The organism is Halorhodospira sp. 9628 (assembly GCF_022228075.1).
Lineage (GTDB): Bacteria > Pseudomonadota > Gammaproteobacteria > Nitrococcales > Halorhodospiraceae > Halorhodospira > Halorhodospira halophila_A.
In genome coordinates this window covers 14,789-39,736 of sequence record NZ_JAJNRF010000008.1, presented here as the reverse complement: position 1 = coordinate 39,736, position 24,948 = coordinate 14,789, and the positions used below count along the sequence as shown (strand labels likewise).

The 24,948-nt window shown below is 67.3% G+C and carries 22 protein-coding genes and 1 tRNA gene; 13 read left to right on the top strand and 10 right to left on the bottom strand.

Translation table 11 applies throughout. The features are described from left to right. Positions 1-31: 31 nt before the first annotated feature. Genes gltX through LRG10_RS09190 form a run of 3 tightly spaced genes read left to right on the top strand, consistent with a single transcriptional unit; the run spans position 32 to position 3,283 of the window. Entirely contained in the window at positions 32-1,465 is a 1,434-nt protein-coding gene (gene gltX / locus LRG10_RS09200) for a glutamate--tRNA ligase (protein ID WP_201167591.1), read from the top strand. Continuing rightward, positions 1,465-2,844 carry a cysteine--tRNA ligase gene (cysS, locus tag LRG10_RS09195; RefSeq protein WP_201167589.1) on the top strand — a complete coding sequence of 460 codons (1,380 nt, stop codon included), beginning with the start codon at positions 1,465-1,467 and terminating at the stop codon, positions 2,842-2,844. Before gltX ends, cysS begins: the two co-directional genes overlap by 1 nt. A gap of 13 nt (positions 2,845-2,857) precedes the next feature. Continuing rightward, entirely contained in the window at positions 2,858-3,283 is a 426-nt protein-coding gene (locus tag LRG10_RS09190; protein WP_201167587.1) for a DUF2802 domain-containing protein, read from the top strand. Here the strand turns inward: LRG10_RS09190 and LRG10_RS09185 are convergent. From LRG10_RS09185 to LRG10_RS09175, 3 genes are all read right to left on the bottom strand, one after another. Further along, the gene (locus LRG10_RS09185) at positions 3,244-3,513 is read right to left on the bottom strand and encodes a hypothetical protein (RefSeq protein WP_201167585.1); all 270 of its coding nucleotides are present in this window, start codon (positions 3,511-3,513) and stop codon (positions 3,244-3,246) included. The two genes, LRG10_RS09190 and LRG10_RS09185, sit on opposite strands and share 40 nt — an antisense overlap. Further along, positions 3,500-4,558 carry a flagellar hook-length control protein FliK gene (locus LRG10_RS13165; RefSeq protein ID WP_274519777.1) on the bottom strand — a complete coding sequence of 353 codons (1,059 nt, stop codon included), beginning with the start codon at positions 4,556-4,558 and terminating at the stop codon, positions 3,500-3,502. Before LRG10_RS13165 ends, LRG10_RS09185 begins: the two co-directional genes overlap by 14 nt. Positions 4,559-4,631: 73 nt before the next feature. Beyond that, positions 4,632-6,131 carry an AAA family ATPase gene (locus LRG10_RS09175; protein ID WP_238635233.1) on the bottom strand — a complete coding sequence of 500 codons (1,500 nt, stop codon included), beginning with the start codon at positions 6,129-6,131 and terminating at the stop codon, positions 4,632-4,634. 128 nt (positions 6,132-6,259) lie between these two features. On the opposite strand from LRG10_RS09175, the gene LRG10_RS09170 reads away from it, so the two are divergent. From LRG10_RS09170 to LRG10_RS09155, 4 genes are all read left to right on the top strand, one after another. Further along, a tRNA-Glu gene (locus LRG10_RS09170) sits at positions 6,260-6,336 on the top strand. A 376-nt stretch (positions 6,337-6,712) separates the two neighbouring features. Continuing rightward, a complete protein-coding gene (locus LRG10_RS09165) occupies positions 6,713-7,327 on the top strand; it encodes a hypothetical protein (protein WP_201167579.1) in 615 nt (204 codons plus the stop codon). Between the two features lie 95 nt (positions 7,328-7,422). Then, a complete protein-coding gene (gene sohB / locus LRG10_RS09160) occupies positions 7,423-8,430 on the top strand; it encodes a protease SohB (RefSeq protein WP_238635226.1) in 1,008 nt (335 codons plus the stop codon). Between the two features lie 57 nt (positions 8,431-8,487). After that, entirely contained in the window at positions 8,488-9,717 is a 1,230-nt protein-coding gene (locus LRG10_RS09155) for a hypothetical protein (RefSeq protein ID WP_238635223.1), read from the top strand. A 24-nt stretch (positions 9,718-9,741) separates the two neighbouring features. On the opposite strand, the gene bcp is transcribed toward LRG10_RS09155, so the two are convergent. Beyond that, entirely contained in the window at positions 9,742-10,212 is a 471-nt protein-coding gene (bcp, locus tag LRG10_RS09150) for a thioredoxin-dependent thiol peroxidase (RefSeq protein ID WP_201167570.1), read from the bottom strand. A 75-nt stretch (positions 10,213-10,287) separates the two neighbouring features. Continuing rightward, positions 10,288-10,911, bottom strand: a complete 624-nt coding sequence (locus tag LRG10_RS09145) for a Yip1 family protein (protein ID WP_201167567.1) — start codon at positions 10,909-10,911, stop codon at positions 10,288-10,290. Between the two features lie 274 nt (positions 10,912-11,185). Here LRG10_RS09145 and LRG10_RS09140 point away from each other — a divergent pair, with 274 nt between their 5' ends. After that, positions 11,186-11,602, top strand: coding sequence for a CBS domain-containing protein (locus tag LRG10_RS09140; protein WP_238635221.1), 417 nt, complete (start codon positions 11,186-11,188; stop codon positions 11,600-11,602). A gap of 86 nt (positions 11,603-11,688) precedes the next feature. Here LRG10_RS09140 and phnE read toward each other — a convergent pair whose 3' ends face one another. The 3 genes from phnE to LRG10_RS09125 form a co-directional block, all read right to left on the bottom strand. After that, positions 11,689-12,492 carry a phosphonate ABC transporter, permease protein PhnE gene (gene phnE / locus LRG10_RS09135; protein WP_238635214.1) on the bottom strand — a complete coding sequence of 268 codons (804 nt, stop codon included), beginning with the start codon at positions 12,490-12,492 and terminating at the stop codon, positions 11,689-11,691. A 54-nt stretch (positions 12,493-12,546) separates the two neighbouring features. Next, positions 12,547-13,338 (bottom strand): phosphonate ABC transporter ATP-binding protein, encoded by a 792-nt coding sequence (gene phnC, locus LRG10_RS09130; protein ID WP_238635213.1) that lies wholly within the window; start codon positions 13,336-13,338, stop codon positions 12,547-12,549. Between the two features lie 79 nt (positions 13,339-13,417). Further along, complete coding sequence (locus LRG10_RS09125; RefSeq protein WP_338018471.1) at positions 13,418-13,999, bottom strand: PhnD/SsuA/transferrin family substrate-binding protein; 582 nt, start codon at positions 13,997-13,999, stop codon at positions 13,418-13,420. Positions 14,000-14,079: 80 nt separating this feature from the next. Here LRG10_RS09125 and LRG10_RS09120 point away from each other — a divergent pair, with 80 nt between their 5' ends. Continuing rightward, positions 14,080-15,984 carry a pyruvate kinase gene (locus LRG10_RS09120; RefSeq protein ID WP_238635211.1) on the top strand — a complete coding sequence of 635 codons (1,905 nt, stop codon included), beginning with the start codon at positions 14,080-14,082 and terminating at the stop codon, positions 15,982-15,984. An 85-nt stretch (positions 15,985-16,069) separates the two neighbouring features. On the opposite strand, the gene LRG10_RS09115 is transcribed toward LRG10_RS09120, so the two are convergent. Then, positions 16,070-17,815: a bifunctional diguanylate cyclase/phosphodiesterase gene (locus LRG10_RS09115; RefSeq protein WP_238635210.1), complete on the bottom strand. Its 1,746-nt coding sequence runs from the start codon at positions 17,813-17,815 to the stop codon at positions 16,070-16,072. A gap of 155 nt (positions 17,816-17,970) precedes the next feature. Next, complete coding sequence (locus LRG10_RS09110; RefSeq protein WP_238635209.1) at positions 17,971-19,137, bottom strand: OprO/OprP family phosphate-selective porin; 1,167 nt, start codon at positions 19,135-19,137, stop codon at positions 17,971-17,973. A 196-nt stretch (positions 19,138-19,333) separates the two neighbouring features. Between LRG10_RS09110 and phoB the strand changes: the two genes are divergently transcribed. The 4 genes from phoB (at position 19,334) to LRG10_RS09090 (ending at position 24,941) form a co-directional block, all read left to right on the top strand. Continuing rightward, positions 19,334-20,023, top strand: coding sequence for a phosphate regulon transcriptional regulator PhoB (gene phoB, locus LRG10_RS09105; RefSeq protein WP_201242042.1), 690 nt, complete (start codon positions 19,334-19,336; stop codon positions 20,021-20,023). A gap of 24 nt (positions 20,024-20,047) precedes the next feature. Beyond that, complete coding sequence (gene phoR, locus LRG10_RS09100; RefSeq protein ID WP_238635208.1) at positions 20,048-21,388, top strand: phosphate regulon sensor histidine kinase PhoR; 1,341 nt, start codon at positions 20,048-20,050, stop codon at positions 21,386-21,388. A gap of 68 nt (positions 21,389-21,456) precedes the next feature. Further along, positions 21,457-22,422: a PstS family phosphate ABC transporter substrate-binding protein gene (locus LRG10_RS09095; protein ID WP_370645257.1), complete on the top strand. Its 966-nt coding sequence runs from the start codon at positions 21,457-21,459 to the stop codon at positions 22,420-22,422. 185 nt (positions 22,423-22,607) lie between these two features. After that, positions 22,608-24,941, top strand: coding sequence for an ABC transporter permease subunit (locus LRG10_RS09090; protein WP_238635207.1), 2,334 nt, complete (start codon positions 22,608-22,610; stop codon positions 24,939-24,941). Positions 24,942-24,948: the final 7 nt, after the last annotated feature.

Below are 24,948 nucleotides of genomic sequence, written 5' to 3'. Positions count from 1 at the left end.
GAATAGGGCGACGCTGTTAAAATGCCCCGCCATGAACGAGATGACCGTCAAGACGCGCTTTGCACCGAGCCCGACCGGGGCCCTGCACCTCGGCAACCTGCGCACGGCCCTGTTCAATGCCCTGCTGGCCTACGGCAACGGCGGGCGGTTCGTGTTGCGGATCGAGGATACTGATCGTGAGCGCTACAGCCCGGAGGCGACCCGCTCGCTGATGGGCGATCTGCGCTGGCTGGGACTGGACTGGCAGGAAGGCCCGGAGGTGGGCGGTCCGGCGCCGCCGTACCACCAGTTTGACCGGGGATTTCTCTACGACGCCTACTACCGACAGCTCGAGGCCGAGGGGTGGGCTTACCCCTGCTTCTGCAGCGAGCGCGAGCTGGAGATGGCCCGGCGTGCCCAGCGCTCGGCCGGGCAGCCGCCGCGCTATCCCGGCACCTGCGCACGCCTCAGCGCCGATGAGGTGGCGCGCAAGCGCGCCGAGGGGGTGCAGCCGGCTCTGCGGTTCCGGGTGCCGAGCGGTGAGCAGGTGCGCTTCGATGATCGCATCCACGGTGAGCAGAGCTTCCGGACGGATGACATCGGCGACTTCATCATCCGCCGCGCCGACGGCACCGCCGCGTATCTGTTCACCAACGCTGTCGATGACGCGCTGATGGGGATCACCGATGTCCTGCGGGGGGATGATCACCTTACGAACACCCCGCGGCAGTTGCTCATCCTGAAGGCCTTGGGGCTGTCGGCGCCGCGTTACGGCCACATGGGGCTGATCACCGGGGCCGATGGCGCGCCGCTGTCCAAGCGCAACGGCAGTCGCTCCGTCGGTGAGTTGGCTCGAGAGGGGTATCTACCCGAGGCCATGCTCAATTACCTGGCTCGGGTCGGGCACACCTGCGCGTCCGAAGCGCTGCTCGATCTCGCCGGCTTGGCCGAGGTCTTCGATCCGGCGCGTATCAGCACGGCGCCGTCGCGTTTTGACCCGGACCATCTGCGGCACTGGCAGGACGAGGCAGTGCACCGCAGCCCGGCGCGGCGCCTGCGGCCGTGGATGGGGATCGATGCCCTGGTGCCCCCGGGGTACGCCGACGACCTGGTCAACGCCGTGCGCGATAACGTGCGTTTCCCGGCGGATGCGCGGGACTGGGCCAAACGGGTCTTCGCCGGGCCGCCGGGGCTCGATGCCGACGCCGAGGCGGCCATCGTCTCGGCGGGGCCGGAGTTCTTCGAGGCTGCCGTGGGTGCCGCTGAGGAGGGCTACACCCGGTTCAAGGGGCTGACCGAGGCGGTCAAGGAACGTACCGGGGTCAAGGGCAAGCGACTCTTCATGCCGCTGCGCGCGGCGCTCACCGGTCGATGTAGCGGTCCGGAGCTGCAGCCGGTGGTCGACCTGATGGGCGGTGAGCGGGTGGTTGAGCGGCTCAGGCGCGCCGCCACCCTCGCCGCGGAGCAAGGCGCGCAGGGGGAGTGATGCTGAAGATCCACAACAGTCTGACCGGAGCCAAGGAGCCGTTCCGGCCCATTGAGCCGGGGCGGGTGCGGATCTACGTCTGCGGCATGACGGTCTACGACCTCTGCCATCTGGGCCACGCCCGTGCCCTGGTGGTCTTCGATGCGGTGGTCCGGTATCTGCGCTGGCAGGGTTACGAGGTGACCTACGTGCGCAACATCACCGACATCGACGACAAGATCATCCGCCGCGCGGCGGAGAACGGCGAGCCAATGAGCGCCCTGACCGATCGCTTCATCCAGGCCATGCACGAGGACTGCGCGGCGCTGGGCGTCGAGCGCCCCGACCATGAGCCGCGTGCCACCGAGCGCCTTGAGTCGATGATCGCGCTGATCGAGGAGCTGATCTCCGGCGGCCACGCCTACGTTGGCGAGAACGGCGACGTCTACTTCTCGGTGGCCAGCTTCCCGGCGTACGGCAAGCTGTCCGGGCGTCGGGTGGAGGAACTGCGCTCGGGCTCGCGCATCGAGCCGGACGAAGCCAAGCGTGATCCGGTGGATTTCGTCCTCTGGAAAGCGGCCAAGAGCGGTGAGCCGGCCTGGCCCTCGCCGTGGGGAGATGGTCGGCCCGGCTGGCACATCGAGTGCTCGGCCATGTCCCGTGACCTACTCGGCAGCCACTTCGATATCCATGGGGGCGGGGTCGATCTGCAGTTCCCGCACCATGAGAACGAAATCGCCCAGAGCGAGTGCGCCAGCGGTCACCGTTTCGTCAACTACTGGATGCACAACGGCCACGTGCGCATCGATGACGAGAAGATGGCCAAGTCGCTGGGCAACTTCTTTACGGTGCGCGACGTCCTGGCCGAGCATCCGGCCGAGGCCGTCCGTCTTTTCCTGCTCTCGAGTCACTACCGCAGCCCGCTCAATTACACGGGGGATGCACTGGGCGAGGCCCGCGGGGGGCTGGAGCGGCTCTACAACGCCCTGCGCGGACTGCCGGAGGCAGAACCGGCGTGCAGCCGGGCGCGGGAGCGCTTCCGTGAGGCGATGGACGACGACTTCAATACCCGCGAAGCCCTCGCGGTGCTCTTCGAGAGTGCCCGTGAGATCAACCGGCTGCGCGAGGGCGGTGACGAGGCAGGAGCTGCTGCGGCAGCCGCCGAGCTGCGTGAGCTCGGCGCGGTCCTCGGGCTGTTGCAGCAGGACCCGGAGAGCTACCTGCGCGGCGATGTTGCGGATGCCGAGGTCGACGAGATCGAGGCGCTCGTGGCGCAGCGGGCAGCGGCGCGCAAGGCGAAGGATTTCGCCGAGGCCGATCGGATCCGGGACGAACTCCAGGCGCGGGGGATTGAGCTGGAGGACACGCCGGAGGGGACCAAGTGGCGGCGAACCCGCTAACGAGGAGGGCCGCATGGCGTGGCTGATCGGGGTGGTGCTCGCCGTTCTAGCCGGTGCCCTGGTGGCGTCGGCCTATGCCGTTTACCGCGTGCAGCGCACCCTGGAGCGGGTCCAGCAGGCTGAGCAACGCATGGAGAGCGTCGAGACCACGACCCGGCAGATCCTCGAGCACTTCCGGGGGCTCTCCGCGGGGGCGGTCGGCCAGGGGGAGCACCTGGCCCGGCTGGAGCAGAACCTGGCCCGGCTGCGGCGGCGTCTGGATCAGGTGGCCGCAGCCGGCGGCACGGATGGCAGCCGCTTCAATCAGGCGATCCGCATGGCGCGCAAGGGGGCCGAGGCCCGGGAGATCGCCGATACCTGCGAGATCAGTCAGGTGGAGGCGGACCTGGTGGTTCTGCTTCACGGTCCGGGGCGCGGAGAGGGCGGCGCCTCCGGGTGATCGAGTGACGGGCCGGCGCCGGCGGGCCCGACATCCTGCTCCACGGTCCAGGTGAACGCCAGTAGGGCAGCGATGGCCTCCGCAACCTCGGGGGGTGGTTCCGCGTCGTCCTCAAGGCGGGCCAGTGCCGCGGCCAGGTCGGGGTCGTCGGGTAGCGCGAAGCCCCGGGTTGCGGCTCGCTCCAGGAGGGTCCGCCCGAACTCGTCCGGCTCCGGATCAGATCTGCTCATCGATGATCCCCTGGGTTGCGGTGGATGAAGGGGCGGTACCGTCGTGAGCCGGCCACCCGTGGTAGCAGGTAATCGCGCCGGGTTCGAGGCCGGCGGCGCGGAGGCGTTGTTCAAGCTTCGGGAGCGCGTTGGCCAGGCGCTCGGCGCTGACACGCTGCTGGGCCCACCAGGCCAGATCGGCGCGCCCGCCGGCCAGGTGCAGCGAGACTGCCACCGGGCCCAGTCGCTCGAGTGCCAGACGGGCCTCGATGGTCCACGCTGCGCCGCCGTCTGCCCCGGTGGCGGGGCGGATGCGCAGTCGCAGGGCGTGCAGGGCGTCGCCCTGGCGTACCGGGATGTCGAGCGTCCAGTCGCGTGTCCCGCGGGTGTGGAGGGCACGGTGGGCCTGAAGGGCCTGGATGCGCCAGAAGAAGGCCTCCAGTTGGTCGAGCAGGGCGCGCTCGGCCGGCGGGAACTCCGGCGTGGGCCTCTTGCGGTCGCCCCCCTCCGGGTGGCGTGGGCGCAATGCAGCGAGCCAGGCGCTCAACCGCCCCTTGAGATCCGCGCCCGTGTCGGCACCGCGGGCCAGTCGAGCCTCCAAGTAGAGGCCGGCGTGGGCCAAGGTCTCGCGGATACCGGCGGCGGAGCTCAGTGAGCGTGCCGACGGCACGGCATCCTGGAACTCTTGGCACGCTGTGTGCGAATCAAGGTTGGTAAGAGGGCGCCGGAGTGCGCTGCGCAGGTCGCCTACCAGCGATTCCGCAGTGGCCTGGCGGGGCAGGGCCTGGCGCAGGGTCCACTGCAGCGCCGGGCGGGGGCCAAGGTGGTCGGTGACCTGTAGCACCAGGGGGTGGCCCACGCTGGCCACACGCAGTCGCAGGCGATCGCCGTCGGCCACCGGTACATCGGCCCGTGCGGGGAGGCGGTGGGCGCCGAGGATCAGGATCAGCCCGGCCCCGGTGAGCCGGGCCCGCGCCTCCAGGGTGTCCCCCAGGCGCAACGGCAGATCCGGCCGGCCGCTGGCCTCTGGGAAGCGGATCCACACCGTGGGACGTTGTGCTGACATGTCAAGCAATTGACACCCTTGGTGCGTCAAAAAAATGTCGCTCTGCTACAGGTGTCGCCCTGGTGACGCCGGACTAGTCCTCGGCCGCCAGGCTCTCGGCTACGGACTCGAAGGAGCGCACCCACGCACCGCGCTCCGCGACCGCTTCTGGGAGGGCGTCAAGGGCTGCGTGAGCGGCCTCTCGGTCTTCGTGGGAGCCGTGTAATAGCAGGAACCACAGATCGCCGTCGTCGCGCTCCGTAGCGACCACGTGGGTCGGCTCATCCAGTGGCTGTTGCCCCGCGTATTCCTGCAGCGGAGCTGGCTCAGAGGCGGCCAGCAGCTGGATGGTGTAGCGCTCCCCGTCCTCGCCGCGGATCCAGTCCGCGCTATCGGCCAGGTCCTCCTCCGCGGTTTCGGTGCCCGGCTCGCCCTCGGTCGGACCGCTGTCAGTTGGCCCTTGCGCAGCATCCGGGGTGTCGAGGAGCTGCAGGTTGGTCGTCGACTGTCCCGTGGGGGAGGGTGGCTCCTGTTCGTCAGGGCTGTCCCGGAAGCTGTAGCGCCCGGGTAGATCCAGGCCAAAGGGTGTGTCGCTTGCCGGCTCGATCTCTTCGCTTTCGGCCGCGACTGTCTCCTCCTCGGGTTCCTCGAAATCCTCGATGGCGAGTTCCTCCGTCGCCGGGCCGGTGGATAGCTGGTGCGTGAGCAGCCAGTAGGTGCCCGCCGACGCGGCCGTGATCCCGGTGACACCGGCCAGGGCCCACCGTAAGCCGGTGCCGCGGAGCCCGGGCGATTTCGCCGGGCGCGGCCCCGGCTTGGGCGCCGGCTGGTCGGAACTGGCCAGCCGGGCGGTCAGGCGTCGATAGGCCGCCTCGTTGATCCGCTCCGGGTGTCCGCCGGATTGCCGGAATATGTCCGCGATCTCGTGCGGGTCGAACAGGGTGTGCTCGGCACCGGCGCTTCGGGTTCGGTGGTCCAGGTAGGCGCCGGTCTGCTCCTGGCTCAGCGGGTACAGGGTCGTGGTGTGAAACCGCTCCGCGGGCGGCGTCTCCGGGAGGCTCTGCAGGCCGGCGGGCTCGAGGGCCATGGCGAGGCTGAAGGCCTCGTCGTCCTCGGCGAGTTCTGTCCACAGTCCAAGCAGCTCGTCGATCTCCCGTGCGGGCAGGGCGTGGGCATCATCGATAAGCAGGGCGGGGCGAACGCCGCCACGGCGGGCACTCCGCACGTAGTTCAAGGCCTGTTCGCGGGATCGAGGAGCCAGGGTGCCTTCCTCGGCCTCCGCGGCGGCGACCAGAGCGCCCCACAGGGTATCGATGTCGGCACCGTCGCCCTGGACCCGCTGCATGCTCAGCCCGGGGGGCTGAGATTCGGCCAGGCGGCGCAGGAGTGTCGTCTTGCCCAGGCCCGCGTCGCCGCTAATGAGCACGATGCGTTCGCCGCTTTGCAGGAGACTCAGCGTGACGTTGATCTGCGTGATTCGGGCGCTGTCCTCGAAGGGAGGGTCGGGGATGCCGACGAAGGGCTGTGCGGTCAGCCCCAGTCGGTACAGGGCCGCCTCCGGGAGGTGTAACGTCGTGCCGGTTTGCGGAGCCATGCAGGACCTGGAGGGTGCTCTTCGGTCAGTGTTCCGCCAGTTTAACAGAGCCGGTGCGATCGTCATGGCCGGAAGTGTTGACACCCCCGTCAGCCGCCCTTACCATTGCGCTCGCTTTACGGCACAGCGTCCCCATCGTCTAGCTGGCCTAGGACACCACCCTTTCAAGGTGGCGACACGGGTTCGAATCCCGTTGGGGACGCCATTTCCTCCCCTGCCCGTGAAACGACCTGCCCCAGGTTCCATTGTCCTCTATCGCAGCTTGGCCGGCGGCATTGTCAGGGCCTGCAACTCCCGATTCTGACCGCGCTTTCCGCCCAATCCGCCTCACCGGGCGCTCAGGCGCTGTCGGCGGCTTCGTTCCTTCCCCCGACGCTCACGCCCTGGGGGGGCGGAGCGCATCCGTCATCAAACATCGATCGAATGTCCGTTGGGCACGCCCAGCGCGGTATCTGGACGCATTGCGGTGCCAGGTTCACGTCGTTGCCGTTACCATCCATCGGTTTTCGATGAGTCGGCGGCCCACAGCGGATCGGTGCCGCGGGGTGTCTCGTTGACCAAACAGAGGGGTGGAGTCGCGTATGGCCAGTGTATTTTCCCGGCTGATCGTCAAGAATCCGGTCGGTGTCGCTTTCGAGTCGCTGCTGTTCCTGCTGGCGTTCACGGGGCTGCTCGTGATGCTGGTCTTCTCCTTTGTCAGCGTCTTCCTCGCTGCGGATACCTGGGCCGCGGTGCTCGGTCTATTCCAGGGGGTGCTGCCGGCCGGGTTGCTCCAGCTGGGCCTTGAGGCGGATGCCGCTGTGCGGCTGTTCTACGTGGTCGTCGCAGGTTTCGCCCTGGTTTTGGTCTCGATGGTGGTCGGAGTGCTCTACAACCTACTGCTGGCGCCTTTCCTCCGCCAGCGCAACGTGAGCCGGCTGGCGAAGGAAGGCTTTGAGATCAGCGAGGTCTTTCAGGGGCGGGGCGAATGGGCGGTGCTCGACAAAGAGAACCGGCATGCGTTCTTTGTGACCGCGGCCCGGGCCCTGCAGGTGCAGGTCGATGAGATCCGCAAGGTGGAGAGTCGATCCATGCCCCTGGCCCGGCAGCTGCGGGTGCGCGTGGATCTCACCGACCCGGATACCCCCTATCACGAGGTCTACTTCAAGGCCAAGGACCAGGGGGACGCCTTGCGTATCGCGCTCCAGCGGCTCTGAGAGGCGGGGGATCTGCCGCTGCTTCCGGAAGGTAGGAGCATCGGGCCGCGCGCATGCTAGGGTTACCGAAGCGATGCCCTGCCGAGATCCGACGGATGCTAAACGAATACCTGCTGTTCCTGGCCAAGACCGCTACTGTGGTGCTCGCCGTCCTGTTTATCCTCGCGGCGGTATTCCGCATGCGCCAGGAGGGAGGCGCTGGGGCGGGTCGGCTGCAGGTGCGAGCGCTCAACGGTGTCTACCGGCAGCGTGCGGAGGCGCTGCGCCGCGCCGGTGCCCCGAGCTCCTGGCGAGGTCGGCTGCGCAGGAAGCTGCAGCGTAAACCGGTGGATCCACCGCCCGCCGAGCTGCCGGATAAGCGCGTCTACGTCCTGGATTTCCGCGGCGACATCCGGGCCCGTGCCGTGGAGGGGCTGCGCGAGGAGATTACCGCGGTGATCGCCGCGGCCCGCCCCGGGCAGGACGAGGTGATCCTCCGCCTCGAGAGCCCCGGCGGTGCCGTGCCGGCCTATGGGCTGGCAGCCTCGCAGCTGGCGCGCCTGCGCGAGGCCGGGATTTACTTGACCGTATGTGTGGATCGGGTTGCCGCCAGCGGCGGCTACCTGATGGCGGTGGTCGGGGACCGTATCGTGGCGGCACCGTTTGCGTTGATCGGGTCCATCGGTGTGGTCGGGAGCCTGCCGAACTTCCACCGCTGGCTGCGCAACCGTGACATCGATTTCGAGCAGCATACCGCCGGGGCGTACAAGCGGACCCTGACCCTGTTCGGGGAAAACACCGAGGCCGACCGGGAGCGCTTTCGCGAGGACCTGGCCCACATCCACGAACAGTTCAAGGGGTTCCTCCGTCGTTACCGCCCGCAGCTGGATGTTGAGACGGTGGCCACTGGAGAGTTCTGGCTGGCTGAGCGGGCCCTGGAAGCGGGATTGATCGACGCGCTGCAGAACAGTGATGACTGCATCATGGCTCAGCGCGAGCAGGCGCACCTGTTGGAGGTCGATTTCCGTCAACGGGAGGGCTGGTCGCAGCGCCTGACGATGGTCACCGAGCGCCTGCTCGGGCAGCGCGGTGTGCTGGACCGGTTCGGGCCCGGCTTCGGGTAGGTGTAACGTACCGTCGCCCGAGTGGGGGTGCGACCGATCAACCGGGAGGGTTGGGCGATGGGTTGGTACCGATTCCTGGTCGGCTGGCTCGGCGTGGCGCTGCTGAGCCTGACTCCTGCGGTTTCTGGCGACTCCACCGCGACCCTGCGCATCTCTACCGAGCCGGGCGAGGCGGAGCTGCGCATCGACGGCGAACCCTACGGGATCTCGCCGCAGCGGACGCGGGACACCTTCATGGTGCGGCTGCCGCCGGGCACGTATGCCATCGAGGCGAAGATCCCTGCCGAGGATACCGACCACGGTGAGCCCATGCGCGCCGAACGGGAGGTGACCCTACGTGCCGACACCGAGCAGACCTTCCACCTGACGCTGAGTGGCCCGGGCGATCCGCTGGCCAGCTACCGGGAGCATCGCGACGCCGTGCGGGCCGTCGCGTCTTTGCCGGACGGCCGGGTGCTCACCGCGTCGGCGGACCGCCGGATCAAGCTATGGCGCCTGGAGGACGGACAGGTGCTGCGCACCTACCCGGGGCACGCCGCGGCGGTGAACGCGGTGACGGCCAGTGCCGATGGGCGCAGCTTCCTCTCGGGCGATGCGGCCGGGGTGGTGAAGCTCTGGCAGATCGACCGGGATCAGGCGCAGCGAACCCTGGTTGAGGCCGATTCGCCGATCCGTGCACTGGCGCTGAGCCCTCGGGGGCAGCGGGCCCTGGTGGCCACCGAGGCGGGCAAGCTGCAGCTCTGGGATACGGCCAGCGGCCGTCAGCTGCGCACGTTCCGCGAGCAGCAGGCCGCCTTCCACGCCGTGACCTACGACTCTGATGGTGCTCGGGCCCTTTCCGCCGGGGCTGGCGATGAGCCCCTGGTGCTTTGGAATGCCACGTACGGTCGCGCGATCGGCGCCTTTGCGCCGGATGAGTCAGGGCCGGTGGAGGCGGTGGCGTTCACCCCGCGTGGCCGGCACGCGCTGGCCGGCGCCCAGAGTGGTGCGGTCAAACTCTGGCAGCTCGACCGCGGCCACCTTGCTCTGCGCCTGGAGGGCCATCGCACGGAGGTGCTGGCGGTGACCGTCAGCCCTGACGGTCGGCGGGCCCTGACCGGGGCGCGGGATGGCACGCTCAAGCTCTGGCCGTTGGACGCGGAGCCGGAGGATGATGAGCCGATCGAGCCACTGCGCAGGTACCTCGGGCACGATCGTGCCGTGCGCGGCATCGCCTTCAGCGGTGACGGTGCGCGGGGCGTCTCGGTGGGCGAGGACCGCCGCCTGCGCCTGTGGCAGGTCGACTGATCCACGACCGGCTTCCGGGCGCGACTAGACCAGCTGCTGCAGGGCCTCCAGGACCTTGTGAGGATGGGCCTCGGCCTTCGAGACCCGGCGCCAATGCTTGCGGACAACCCCTTCGGCGTCGATCAAGACCGTAGAGCGGATCACGCCCATGCTCTTGCGCCCGTACATGTTCTTCTCGCCCCAGGCGCCGTAGCGGCTCATGACCTCTTTATCCGGGTCGCTGAGCAGCGTGAAAGGGAGTTCGTGCCGGTCCCGGAAGCGTTGGTGGGAGGCTGCGTCATCGGGGGAGATCCCCAGCACGGCCGCTCCGGTCTCCTGCAAATCGGCCCAGATATCGCGAAAGGCGCAGGCCTCCTTGGTGCAGCCCGGCGTCTCGTCCTTGGGGTAGAAGTAGACGACCACCGGCTGACCCCGCAGGGCGCTGAGGGTCACGTGCTTGCCGTCGGCGTCTGACAGGGTGAAATCGGGGGCGGGCTGGCCTTCTTCGATCGACATGGGCGTATTCTCCGTGGGCGGCACCGGGCTCTTGCACGGAGGATAGCGTCACCAGGCCAGGGTTGCAGCCCGTCGCTAGATCAACCAGGTGGTACCCAGGCGAACTTCCGGTGCAGCCCCGGGGATCAGGCTCATGGCTTGCCAGCCGAAGGCAAACGTCACCAGCAGGGCGGCGCCAAGCGCGGCCAGGTAGTGGCCCAGGCGGTTGCCCTTGCGCACCCCGGCGATGACGGCAAAGGCGGCGTAAAGCAGCCCCAGGCTGTAGAGGATCAGCAACAGGGCCAGGTGTGGCCCCACCGGCCAGGGCAGGGCAGCCACCACGTTGCCTACCCAGGCGGGGATCAGAGCCACGGAGACCGCGGTCAGTGGACGCCGGAAGTCCGAATAGCCCTGGAATAGGTCGCAAAGATAGTGCGCTGCGGCCGCCAGGGCGATGACGCCGACAAACTGGGTCAGGGCGCTGTAGATGCCGAAACCGATGGGGTCGGGGCGGGTCTCTGGCGGGAACCCGCTGGGGATCAGGGCGTGGGCGATCCCGGCCCCGAGCACGCTGGCCAGCAACAACGGTACCGTCAGCCGCGCCAGGATCCACGGCACGTCCGGATCGGCGTCGTGCCACTCCTCCAGGATCCGGCGTGGCCGGAAAAAGACGCTGGCGAGGGTGTGCCAGCGACCGGGTAGCGCGGGGGCGTCAGCCATCGATAGTCCTCGGAGTCTGTATGTGGGTCGGCAGCCTGAACGGAGGATGCTAAGTACGCCAGATGTGCTTGGCTACCGTCGTGAAGTCGATAAGCGCAACGCAAAAGTCGCGCGACATTCACGTTCCGGACAACATTGGCGGGTAGCCTCCTCGACAGTTTCTGACCGCAATGGAGGTGCCGCTATGATGATGTCCCTGGAAAGTTCCCCGGACCGTGCCCCGGTCTCCGCGCTGACGTCCGACCCAGGGGGAATCCGCGAACCGGCACCGGCTATGGCAGGCCATCCCGCAACGCTGGGTGAACTCGCCCGGCGGGTGCCGGCCATCGCGGCCACTGCCCCGTTGGTTGCGGTCCCTCTATCGGCCGGGTACTGGTACGGGTTGCGTAGTTTGCCGGTCATTGATGAGTGCGGGCTCCCGGCTGGCATCCTGCGGCGGGACGATCTGACCGCGTGGGTGCGCCAGAACGACGGTTGGGTGACGCTGGAACGGCCGAGTCGCGTCCATGAGCTGTCCCGACCGCCACGCGCCATCTGGCGCGCCGAGGAGCCCTGGCGCCTTATGCTCGGCCGTTTCCGGGAAGGGCTGCCCTCGGCCGGGGACGAGTGCCTGGTCGTTGATGAAGAGGGACGCTACGTCGGCATCGTGACCACCATCGACCTGCTGCGTCGCGCGGCCACGATCGCGTAGATCGCGAGCCGCTCCCGTTTGACTCTGTCCGAAGGGCCTGTCCCCTGCGCAGCACAGGCTGCGCAGGGAACGCAGCGTGCCGACGGCTAGAGAAGCCGCTGTCGAATCGCCGAAGAGACCTGCTCGACGCCGATGACCACCAGCAGGATCACGATGATGATCGCCAGTGCGGCGTCGTAGTTGAACATGCTCATGGCGGTGCTCAGTTCCACCCCAATCCCGCCGGCGCCGACCAGTCCCAGAACGATGGCCGAGCGAATCCCTTTCTCGATACTGTAGAGGCTGGTGGCCGTCATCGACGCGCTCGCTTCCGGGAGGATGGCGCCGATGATCGTCCCTGTTCGGCTTGCGCCGGTGGAGGCGAGTGCCTCGGAGGGCCCCTTGGGGATCTCCTCGATGCGTTCTGAAAAGAACCGCGCCGCGAAGCCGATGGTGTCCATGACGATGGCCAGGATGCCGGCCAGAGGCCCCAGGCCAACGGCCGCTACGAAGATCAGCGCCCAGACGAGTTCAGGGACCGTCCGTAGGGTGGCCACGACGCCCCGGGAGATCCACGCGATGCTCCAGTGCGGTGTGGTGTTGCGGGAGCAGAGCAGCGCCATGGGCACGCTCAGGATGACGCCTGCGGTGACGCCGACCACCGCCATGTTGAGGGTCTCCAGCATCGCCCCGGCGATGCTGTCGAAGCGGCTGAAATCAGGTGGTACTGCACGGGCGAAGAAATCGCCCAGGTTGCCCATGCCTTGCAGAAGCCGCTCGAAGGCTGTGTCGATCGTGCTCAGTCCCTGGATGAGGAATGCCAGGAACCCGACGAGTACCACCCAGGTAAAGACCGACGGCCGCTGGAAACGCTCCGGCGTGGCCGTCGAGCGGGGCTCGTGGCTAGTCATCGCTGACCTCTTCGAAGACGGATTGGTGCGGTGTTTGACGTAGGGCGGTCCGGCTCAGGAAGCGACGGCGAGCCGGGGTTTCGTCTCCGCCTCATCGACGCGCACGGCGCCCTCGTAGAGGGCGTCAAGCTCAGCGCGGCGGATGTCCGCCATGGGGCGGTCGAGCACGATTCGGCCAGCCTTCATGCCGAGGGCCCGTTCACCGAACTCTTCGGCAAAGTCGAGTTGATGTAGGCAGCAGAGCAGGCTGAGTCGCTCCTCTCGGACGATCCCCCAGAGCAGCTCCATGACCTCGCGGGCCGAGCGCGGATCGAGACTCGCAACCGGCTCGTCGGCGAGGACGACGGTGGGTTGCTGCATCAGCGTACGGGCGATGGCCACCCGCTGCTGCTGTCCGCCGGAGAGCTGGTCGGCGCGCTGGCCAGCACGATCGGCGAGGTTGACCCGCTCCAGGCAGTGCATGGCGTAGTCCCGTTCCTCGGCCGCCGCGAAGGGGGCCGTGACGGACCAGAAACTGCGGTGGCGGCCGCTGGCCCCGTAAAGGACGTTCTGAAAGACGCTCAGGTTCTGCACCAGATTGAACTTCTGGAACACCATACCGATGCGGGTGCGCGCCTCTCGCAGTGAGCGGCGCCCGGCCTGGGCCAGATCCGTACCCAGTACACGGACGCCGCCTTGTTGCGGTCGTTCCAGCCCGCTGATGCACCTCATCAGGGTCGATTTCCCGCATCCATTGGCACCGAGGAGAACGACACCCTCGCCGGCTTCCATGCGGAAGTCGATCCCGCGCAGTACCCGAAGCTTTTCGTAACTCTTGTGCAGGTCGTTGCACTCGATGATGGCCATATCCGCCTACCTCAATGAATGGGACCCCGGTAGCGGGTCATGCTGCCGGGGTCGGGCTTGTCCCGCTGATGGCAAGGGGTTAAAGGTCGAATCCGAGGTAGTCGTACGCCTCCCGGACCATGTCGTATTCGTCGTCCGAGATGTCGTACACGAACCGGGCGCCGAGGTACTTCGCCCGCTCCTGGGCCTCGTTGAAGCCCTCATCCTTGCCCGGCTCGACGAAGGCCGAGAAGAGCTCCTCCTCGTGCTCCTGGACGGTATCCCGAATAGCGGCGATGCAACCTTCACCGAGCTCGGCGCGGGCAACCATCGGGTCCCTGGGCATGGTGCCGCTGTCGGCGACCACGTCGTAATCGAAGTCCGCGTCGTACTCCGGGATCAGATCCAGGTCGCGATAGCCGAGAGCGGCGGCGTCCACGTCGCCGTTGACCAGAGCCTGGATGCGGGCATCGCCGGCGTGGACGGTGTCGAGGTCACGATCCAGGGAAAGGCCGGCGTCTTCGATCATCCAACCCTGGGTGATGTGGTTGGTCGTCGAGCCGACATCGCCGAAGGCCAGGGTCGTGCCCCGCAGGTCCTCGATGTCCTCGGCGCCCAAATTGGCGTTGGCGACAATCTTGGCCCCGTAGGCGTCGCGCTCAAGGCCGAAGGCGACGTCGATGTCTGCCGGTGGGACGATGTCCGGGACGTCACCGGCCTGTCACGCGGCTGTCACCGCGCGGGGTTAGCCTCGGTGGCGCTATGAACGAGAAAACCGGATTCGACGGTTCTGTCTGGCAGCCGGAGGCGTTGCTGGACGTCCTGGAGGCGCTGCGCTGGGACATCGAGGAGGGCGCAGAGCGTTGGCTGCGTCGCTACGAGGACGCCTTCCCGGATGGGGTCACCACCAGCGCCGAAAACTTCGCCCACTACCTGGCATTGCGCAACCGCGATCTGCGCAGTGTGCAGCGCTCCCTGGCCCGCTTCGGGCTTTCGTCGCTGGGGCGTCACGAACCCCATGTACTCGCGGGCTTGAATGAGGTCATTGAGGCCCTGGGTGCCCGGGTCGGGCGGGTGACGCAACGAAGGCGGGGTGGACCGACTTTCGAGCAGGCCCACCTCCGCCTGGCGACGCATGCAGCCGATCTGCTCGGTCCGGTGCCGGAAGGCCGTGACAGCCGTGTCATGGTGACCCTGCCATCCGCCGCCGCCGATGATCCGGATCTGGTGCGCTCGTTGGTCGCTTCCGGGATGGATATGGCGCGAATCAACTGCGCCCACGACGATCCGGCCATGTGGCGCCGCATGGCTCGGCATGTGCGGGACGCCGAGGCCCGTACCGGGCGTTCCTGTCGGGTCCACATGGACTTGGCTGGCCATAAGGTGCGCACCGGCCCTGTTGCCCCGCGAACTCCAGTGGTTCGGCTGAAACCAATGCGGGATGCCTACGGCCGGACCGTTCGACGCGCACAGGTCGATCTGGTGCACCCTGAGCAGATCGGTGACACCGGCCGGGGCGGCGTCCCCCGTCTCTGCCTGGACGGTGAAACCCTGGCCAGTATCAACGTCGGGGACCGTCTGCGCTTTCGTGATGCCCGGAAATCCAGTCGCCTGCTGGCGGTCCGCGAGGCGATCCCGGGCGGCTTTCGGGCGGATATCGGGAGCACGGCTTACGTGACGCCCAGGACCCGCTTTGCCCTCCAACGGCGGGGCGCTGGTAAGTGGCAGACCGTGATTCGCGGCCTCCGGTGCGGGGGATTTGCGGAAGCGCAGATGGAAATCCGCCTTTTTGAAGGGGACACCCTGGTGCTCCTGCGTCGGCCCGAGCCGGGAACCCCCGGGCGGCGGGACGAGGACGGGGGGATGGTTGTGCCCGCGCGCATCGCGTGCTCGCACCCGCAGGTGATCGACCAGCTCGGCCCTGGCCAGGCGGTGTGGATCGACGACGGCAAGATCGGTGCCGAGGTGGAGTGTGTCGACGCCCACGGCGCCCGGTTGCGCATTACGCGGAGCCGTCCGCAAGGTGCCGTGCTGCATGAAGACAAGGGCCTGAACTTTCCAGGGCTCGATCTGGGTCTGCCGGCGCTGAGCGCGCAGGATGAGCAGGATCTGGATTTCGTCGCCGAGCTCGCGGACACGGTGGCTCTTTCCTTTACGGAGTCCCGCTCGGATCTGGAAGCCCTGGGGGCGGCGCTGGCCCGGCGCGGCGCCGTGGACCTGGGTGTCATCGCCAAGATCGAGACCCAACGCGGCGTGCAGAACCTACCGGACATCCTGCTCGGCGGGATGGGGCGCTTCGATCTGGGCGTGATGATCGCCAGGGGGGATCTCGCCGTGGAGATCGGCGGCGAGCGTCTTGCAGAGGTTCAGGAGGAACTGCTCTGGCTCTGCGAGGCTGCCCACGTGCCGGTGATCTGGGCCACACAGGTCCTGGAGAGCCTGGCCAAGAAAGGCATTGCCTCGCGCCCGGAACTGACCGATGCGGCGATGTCCGGCCGCGCCGAGTGCGTGATGCTGAACAAGGGGCCCTACATCGTGACGGCCCTGCGCACGCTCGACGGTATCCTCCATCGAATGCAGCAGCACCAGCGCAAGAAGACCCCTCGGTTGCGGGCGCTCGGCATTGTGCAGAATCAGCCGGCGCCGCAGCCTGCGGCGGACGAGTAGTGCTGGGGGGACCCGGGCGCCTTGCTCAAGGGGGAGGGGCTGTGACCGGGCGCGCTTACGTCTCCTTCCTCATTCGAGGCCTGGCTCACTCGGCGGCTGTTCGCCGCTCCACGAAGAGCGAGTTGCCGGGCTGACGCTTTGCCTGAGCCTTGAGTTCGGTCAGCGTATCGGAGATCTCGTGGGGCTGGCTGTAGTGCGCCGCCGTCACGGGCAGGACGGCCAGCGACAGGCTGCAAATGGGGAAGAAACGACGCCGCTGCTGTCGATCGATGCTTTCGATACCGCCACGGCCGCGGGCATGGGCGTCGTAATGCTCCGGCGCCAGCCATGCGAAACGCGCCAGCACAGATTCGCACTTCGCTTGCCAGGACTCCGGTCCGAGGATCATGAGAAAGTCGTCGCCCCCGATGTGTCCGAGGAAGTCGTCGCGCTCATGCAGTTGTTGCCGGAGTGTGTCCGCCAGGGCCTGGATGAGTTGATCACCCTGAGCATACCCGTAGTAATCGTTGAACGCCTTGAAGGCATCGATATCGCAGTGAACGACCACGAATGCCCTCTCTGTGGCCAGGCGGCGCGCAAGCTCCTCTTTGATGGGGACGTTGCCGGGGAGGTCCGTTAGCGGGTTGGCGTGCCGGGCATTGCGTAACTGTAGGTTGGTGATCTCGCGCAGCAGGTCGATCGCGGAAGCGGTTCCCGCGTATCGGCCGGCTGTGTCCACGATGATGAAATCTTCCTCGATGGTTTCGTTGCATTCGGTGAGCTGCCGGCTGAGGTCCTCGAGCGAGGTGTCCTCTTGGACGAATCGTGTCTCAGGATCGGCGAAAGCCCGTGCAGGCCGTCTGCCGTAAAGGGAGTGGGCGTAGGGGTTGGCGAATCGGGACAGGAATCGGGAGGTACGGATCAGGCCGATCGGCTCTGTCCCCTCGGTCACCGCGATGGTCCGCGGCGGCTGTTCGGCACATCGGAGCAGCTGGGCCACTTCAGCCATCGGAGTCTCCGCGGCAACGGTCGCGCACCGTCGGGAGAGCGAGGCGACGGTCCCCCGTGGGGGGCTCGTGTGTCGGCGATTCGATCCGGCGGCGCAATCGAGCTTCCGGGGCGGTACGGCGCTTGGACGGGCGAAAAAGAACCCCTGCATCAGGCGCCAATTGCGGGCCCAGAGGCAGTCATACTCCCCCTGCGTCTCGACCCCTTCGGCGATGACCTGGCAGTCGAGGTCGGCGGCGACTTCCTGAAGCCACTCCATGAAACGGCGCTTTCCCGCGTCATGGTCGATCTGCTGCACGAAGTGGCGGTCGATCTTGACGAAATCCGGTTTCAACTCCGACCAGTGGCGCAATCCGGAATAGCCGGTGCCGAGGTCATCCAGCGCCACGCGGAAGCCCATGCGCCGGTAGTGAGCGACAGCCTCGCCGAGCAGCGTGTAGTCGTGGATGGGGTGTTGTTCGGTGAGTTCGATGATGACCCGATGTGGCGATACGCCGTACTCATGGAGGAAATGCAGCGTAAGTCCTTGCTGGAAGGTCGGGTCGAGCAAGGACTGGGGCATGACATTGATGAACAGGAGCCCGGGTAGGTCCAGCGACGCGAACCGTTGGATACACGCGCGGCGTGCCGCCCAGTCCAGCTCCAGCAGCCTGTCCTGCTCGGCCGCCGCCTGGAATAGGGCGGCGGGCGTGGCCAGGTCGGTGCAGACCGGGCCACGGATCAGGGCTTCATACCCGAAGATATCGCCGCTGCGGGTATCCAGGATCGGCTGAAAGAACGGGCGGAGCCCTCCACCTTGGATGACCGCATCGAGCGACGCCGATTTCAATGCGAATTCGGTCATGGTGTTGGCTACCGAGAAAGCGGCGGCGGCCCGACTGGACCGCCGCCTAAAGCTGGCCGTGGCCAGAGGGAGCACCCGATCCCGGCGCTGCCGGGATCCATGGCATGTACGGGAGGCCCGGTCAGGGTCTCCGGGACCTCCCGTCGCAGTGGCACCTACCAGTTGTACTGGGCGCGGGCGCCGACCAGGGTCGGACTCTCGTCCGGCTCCCCATTGCGGTCCTTGACGTCGGCGAAGACGACGTTGCCCATAAAGCGCAGGTTGCTGCTGGCGTAGTAGTTGATACCCAGGGTGACGTTGTTCTGCTCACCGCCTGCGAACCCGGAGTCGTTCAGGTCCATGTGGCTGTAGCGGGCCGCCAGCTCCCACGCCCCGCCGGAGCCGCTGGGGGTGACGCCGCCGAAGCCGCCGGTGGAGTAGGTGCGGCTCTCGCCGGTGAGCACGTAGCTGCCCTGGACGTGCCAGCCGCTGAAGGTGGGCTCGTCGCCGTTGTCGCGATTCATCGAGACGGTGAGGTACTCCGTTTCGGCGGAGAGGGGGCCGGCGATGTAGGCCGCTTCCAGGCCGAGCTTGGTGGTGTCGGTCACGTCGGGGACGTCGACATCAAGCAGGCGGGTACCGCCGCCGTCGCCATCGCGCAGTTCCGGGCGATCGCTGAAGCCGAGCTCGTGCGGCTCGTCCTGGTCCTCGTAGACCAGCGAGGCGCCCAGGTGCAGCCGCGGCGCCTCGTTGTGGCGGGAGGCGGTCAGGAACGGGGCGTAGACGCCGCGCACCGCGTAGCCCTTGGGCTGATCGCCGGTGTAGTCCTTGCCGTCCCCCTCATCGTCCCCCAGCGATCGGCCGAAGAACATGGTCTTGAAGCCGAGCTCGTCGCCGGTCTGCTCGTAGGCGATACCGATGCGCCGCGAGTCGGGGATGATGTTGCTGACCGAGGAGCGCTCCATGAAGGTGTAGTCGTTGGAGCTGGTCAGCTGGTTCAGACCCTGCGGCACCTTGTATTGACCCAGCCACAGCCGCCCCGGGCCGAGGCTGCGGCGCAGGCGGAAGTCAGCGGCGCTGACGCTACCCTCGGCCACGTTGATCTCCACCCGGCCGTCCCAGTGCTCGTCAATGCTGCCGTCCATACCCAGGCGGGCGCGACGGTTGTTGAAGCCGTCGACGAAGTCGGTCTCGTCCTCGTCGATCATGTGGTGGTCCATCTGCAGCCGGCCGCGGATGTCGAACTCGGGGTTGGCCAGGGCCTCGTAGGGGAAGGCCACGGCCAGACCCGCGCCCAGCAGGGCGGTGGTCGAGAGGTACGGCGCGATTCGTCTCGTTGTCATCAAGGGTCCTCCTCGGATTTGGAGCGTCGCCGGGGAGCACGGCCCCGACTCGGAGGACACGCTAGGCGGTGTTTCTTACGTCGCGATGACGGTGGTGTGGGGTTTGTGTGAAGCTTGCGTTGTCACAATCCTGCAATGTGCTTGCCTTTTAATGACGCGGGCATGAACGGCCATGCCGAAAAGGGGATACAGCCTGATGGCAGCAAGGATACTCGTGGTTGAGGACGACTCGGCGGTGCGTGAGATGCTGATCACCTCCCTCGAGCGGCAGGGGTTCGACGTCATACCGGTGGTTGATGCCATGCAGGCCTCGGAGCAGCTGCGCGAGCGGCCGCCGGATCTGATTCTGCTCGACTGGATGCTGCCGCAGGTCAGCGGTGTCGAGTGGGCGCGGGGACTCAAGGAGGATGAGCAGACCCGCGGGATCCCCATCATCCTGCTCACCGCCCGGGGTGAGGAGGAGGACAAGGTGCGGGGCTTCGATTCCGGGGTGGATGATTACGTGACCAAACCGTTCTCGCCGCGCGAGCTGGCTGCCCGGGTCAAGGCCGTCCTCCGGCGCACGGCCCCGGCGACAACCGATGCCCCCTTGGAGGCGGCCGGCCTGCGCCTGGATCCGGTCAGCCACCGGGTCACCGGACACGGCCAGGCGCTGGAACTCGGTCCCACCGAGTACCGGCTGCTGCGATTCTTCATGGCGCATCCCGATCGCGTCTTTACCCGCACGCAGCTGCTCGATCAAGTCTGGGGCACCAATGTCTATGTCGAAGAGCGCACCGTGGATGTGCACATCCGCCGATTGCGCAAGATCCTGGCCGCGACGGGCCACGACGCCCTGGTCCAGACGGTCCGTGGGGCCGGCTATCGGTTCTCGGAACAGACCTGATCCGCGGCTGAGAGAGCGGATCCCATGACACGCAATCCCTGGCCGGGGTTTCTGCTGACGCTCCTCGCCGCGCTGGCGGTCTGGTTGATTGCCGGGCTGGCCACCGGCTGGTGGGTGGAGGCCGCGGCGATCCTGCTGGCGCTGGGTTACCTGTGGAACCAGTATCAACTCTGGCGGCTGGAGCGCTGGCTGCGGGTCGGCCGCAAGCTGGATCCGCCGATCTCCCGCGGGGTCTGGGGCGAGGTGTTCCATGCCCTGCATCGCCGCCAGCGCCGACAGCGGGAGCGCAGGCACCGGCTGCGCCGGGTCATCCGCGAGTACCGGGAATCCGCCAAGGCGATGCCCGATGCCACCATGGTGCTCTACGCCGATGATCGTCTGCTCTGGTGGAACAATGCGGCACGCGAGCTCCTCGGCCTGACCTGGCCGGGCGACGAGGGGCAGCGTATCAGCAACCTGCTCCGGCAACCGGAGTTCAGGGCCTTCCTGGATACCGCCACCAAACACAGCGCGCCGCTGACCATGCCGTCGCCGGTCGACCCGCGGATCACACTGGAGCTTCGTCTGGTCCCCTACGGCCGCAATCAGCGGTTGCTCATCGCCCGCGATATCAGCCGCACGCAGCGGCTCGAGACGATCCGGCGGGACTTCGTGGCCAATGTGTCCCACGAGCTCAAGACCCCCTTGACCGTGATCTACGGCGTTGCCGAGGAGATGGGTGAGGAGTTGGCCGCGGAACAGCCTGTCTGGGCCGGCTCGATTCGGCTGCTGCAGGAGCAATCCGCGCGGATGCAGCGACTGGTCCAGGATCTGCTTACCCTGTCCCGTCTGGAGACCGGGTCGCTGGCTGAGGAAGAGGATCCGGTGGATATGCAGGCCCTGCTCGAGGAGGTCTGTGCCGAGGCGCGGACGCTCTCCGGAGACCAGAATCATCGGATCGAGCTTGAGGCGGAGCCGGGCCTGTTCGTGCGCGGATCGTACGGAGAGTTGCGCAGCGCGGTTGCGAACCTGGTCTCTAACGCCGTGCGCTACACACCGGGCGGTGGTGCCATCCGCGTGCGCTGGCAGGCCGATGCGCACACGGCCCGGTGCGAGGTCGCGGACAGCGGCATCGGCATCCCGCGCGAGCACCTGCCGCGGATCACCGAGCGTTTCTATCGGGTGGACAAGGCCCGCTCCAACGCCACCGGGGGTACCGGGCTGGGGCTGGCCATCGTTAAGCACGTGATGCATCGCCACGGTGGTTGGCTGAACGTGCGCAGCGAGCCCGACCAGGGATCCACCTTCACGTTGGTCTTCCCGGCGCGGACTTTGGAGCGCGACGGCGTTTCATCGAATCGTCACCCTGCCTTCACGAGCCGGTAAGGGAAGCGGCGCAGACTCTTTCGTGCCTGGAGTCAGGCTTCCCGAACAAGCTGAGTGGAGCAGAGATCATGTGGAAGAGAGGTTGTTTCCTGGGCATGGCCAGCATGGCCCTGGTGGCCGGCGGGCCGCTGGGTGCTGCCGAGGTGGATGACGACCTGCCGAATTACGAGCGGGTTTCGGGCATTTCGGGCAACCTGGGCAGCCAGGGCTCGGACACCCTCAACAACCTGATGACGCTGTGGGCAGAGGAGTTCCAGGATTTGTACCCCAACGTCTCCGTAGAGGTCGAGGGGGCGGGCTCCGGGACGGCGCCGCCGGCGCTGGCCGAGGCGACCGCGAACTTCGGCCCGATGAGCCGCGAGATGCGCTCTTCGGAGATTCGGGATTTCGAGGATGCCCACGGTTACGAGCCCACCAAGGTGCGGGTGGCCATCGACACCATCGCGGTCTTCGTCAACCGCGACAATCCGATCGACGGGCTGACCATGGAGCAGGTGGACGGGATGTTCTCGGTTACGCAGCGCTGTGGTGGCAGCGATGTCACGCGCTGGGGCGACGTGGGGCTGGACGGCCCCTGGCAGAATCGGGACATCACCCTCTATAGCCGCAACGCCGTCTCCGGCACCTACGGCTTCTTCCGCGAGCACGCCCTGTGCGACGGCGACTTCAAGGACGCCATCAACGAGCAGCCGGGCTCCGCCTCGGTGGTCCAGGGTGTGTCCGAGTCGCTCAACGGCATCGGCTACTCCGGGATCGGCTACCAGACCTCCGGTGTGAAGGCGATCGCCCTGGGCGACGACGAGGACAACCTCTACGAGCCCAACGCCGAGAATGCGGTCAGCGGCGACTACCCGCTGTCGCGGTTCCTCTACGTCTACGTGAACAAGGACCCCAACGGCGAACTGCCGCCCATCGAGCGGGAGTTCCTGAAGCTGGTCCTCTCCGAGGAAGGCCAGGACGTGGTCCGCCGCGACGGCTTCATCCCCATGCCCGCACAGGCCGCCGAGCGCGAGCGCGAGCGTCTCGGTCTGTAAGGGGCAACCCACTGGCCGGGGCCCATACGCCCCGGCACCATCGTTGAGCGCTACGCGGGCCGGCCCTACGCCGGCCCGTTCTGTTTAGGGGGTTCAGCGGGTGTTCATCGTTTCGTCACGAAACCGTCATCCGCCCCCCTTAGGCTGCGTCAGCGTTCATTTCTCGCAGGGTGCGATCAAAGATCATGAGCGATCAGACGACAGGGCTCACCGAACCGGGCCGAGGCAGTGGCAAGGGTCCGTCCCGGGGCCTGCCGGACGCGGCCCGTCGGCGCCGCCTGCGCCGCTGGCGCGGGGCCAAGGACTGGATCAGTCGTGGCAGCGTGGCCACCTTCGGCGTGGGGGTCATCGGCGCGCTGGCGCTGATGTTCGTCTACCTCTTCTCCGAAACCATGCCCATCTTCGGCGAGCCGGAGATCCGGCCCGCTGCCAGCTACGCCGCCCCCGGCGGACCGGAACTTGGCGAGACGGTCCACGTTGCCATGGAGCGTTACCGCGAGGTCGGAGTGCGCTTTACCGACCGGGCCGGCTACGCCTTTTTCAATCCCCGCAGTGGCGAGCTGATCGAGCAGGGGCAGCTGAACAAGCCGTCCGGGGCACAGATCCGCAGTTTCGACACGGCCGAAGCCCGCCATCGGCTGGTGGGCTACGGCCTCGATGACGGCACGGCGATCTTCGCCCGTCACGACTACGACGTCAGCTACCCGGACGGCGAGCGCCAGGTCACCCCGTCGATCACCTATCCGGAGGGCGAGGGCGAACCCCTGGCGATCTGGGCCGAGGATGGCCATCCGCTCGACGCCATCGGGGTCCAGCGGGGGCGCCGTGGCTCCGCCGTGGTGGGTGCCAGCAACGAGCAGGAGGCCCTGCGCCTGGTACTCTTCGAGGAGGAGACGGACTTCATCACCGGTGAGGCGACCGTTGAGCGCGAGGTCTACGACCTGCCTTGGCCGGAGTCGGGGATCGAGGTCACACGGATCCTCCTCGACACCACCATGCGTAACCTCTTCGTTGGCGATGCCAAGGGGCGGTTGCACTACTTCGATGTCTCAAACCTGAACCGCCCGCGTCTGGTCGGCACAGTGCGCGCAATCGAGGGGGACGATGCCGAGGTCACGCAGCTTCAGTTCCTGCTCGGGGCCGCGTCGATGATCGCCGGTGGCTCCGACGGATCGGTGTCGCAATACATGGTGACCCGGGACGAGGCGGGGGATCGGCAGCTCACGCGCATCCGTACCTTCGATGGCCACCCGGCGGCGGTGACTGGCATCGCACCGGAGCACGCCCGTAAAGGCTTCGCTACCGGCGCCGCCGACGGCACGCTGCAGCTGCACTACGCCACCTCGTCGCGCACGTTGACGCAGCTGGCGCTGGAGGGCGGCCCCTCAGTGGCCGCGCTGTCGATGGCGCCGCGACAGAACGCGCTGATGGCCGTCGGTGCCAATGAGCGGTTCAACTACCTGGACGTCGACAACCCGCACCCGGAGGTTTCGTTCAAGGCCCTGTGGCAGAGGGTCTGGTACGAGGGCCGCGATGCGCCCGCCTACGTCTGGCAGTCATCTTCCGCTACCGACGAGTTCGAGCCCAAGTTCTCGCTGGTACCGCTGACCATCGGCACGTTGAAGGCGGCGTTCTACGCCATGCTCTTTGCGACACCCATCGCGATCCTCGGGGCGATCTACTCGGCCTACTTCATGTCCGCACGCATGCGGCAGATGACCAAGCCCGCCATCGAGATCATGGAGGCGCTGCCAACGGTCATCCTCGGCTTCCTCGCGGGGCTCTGGGCTGCGCCGTTTTTCGAGCGGAATCTCCCGGCAGTCTTCTCCATCCTGATCGCCCTGCCCATCGCCATGGTGATGGCCGCTTGGCTGTGGACCCGGGTCTTCCCCGAGGGCATCCGCAGCCGGGTGCCGCCGGGCTGGGAGGCCGCACTGCTGATCCCGGTGGTGATCGGGGTCGGGTGGCTCGGCGTCACCGCCAGTCCCTACATGGAGCTCGCTTTCTTCGGCGGTGATATGCGCCAGTGGCTCACCAATCAGGGGATCGACTACGACCAGCGCAACGCCTTGGTTGTGGGGATCGCCATGGGCTTCGCGGTGATCCCGACGATCTTCTCCATCTCCGAGGATGCGGTGTTCAACGTGCCGCGCCACCTCTCGCAGGGGGCCTTGGCGCTCGGCGCGACGCCCTGGCAGGCAGTGGCCACCGTGGTCCTGCTGACGGCCAGCCCCGGCATCTTCTCGGCGGTGATGATCGGCTTCGGCCGGGCCGTCGGCGAGACCATGATCGTGGTCATGGCCACCGGCAACTCGCCAGTCACCAATTTCAACCTCTTCGAGGGCATGCGCACGCTCTCGGCCAACATCGCTGTGGAGATGAAGGAGACCGCGCAGGGGAGCAGCCACTACCGGATCCTATTCCTTGCCGCCTTAGTGCTCTTCGTCCTGACCTTCGCGGTCAACACCGTGGCGGAGATCGTGCGCCACCGCCTGCGCAAGAAGTACAGCGCGCTCTGATACGGAG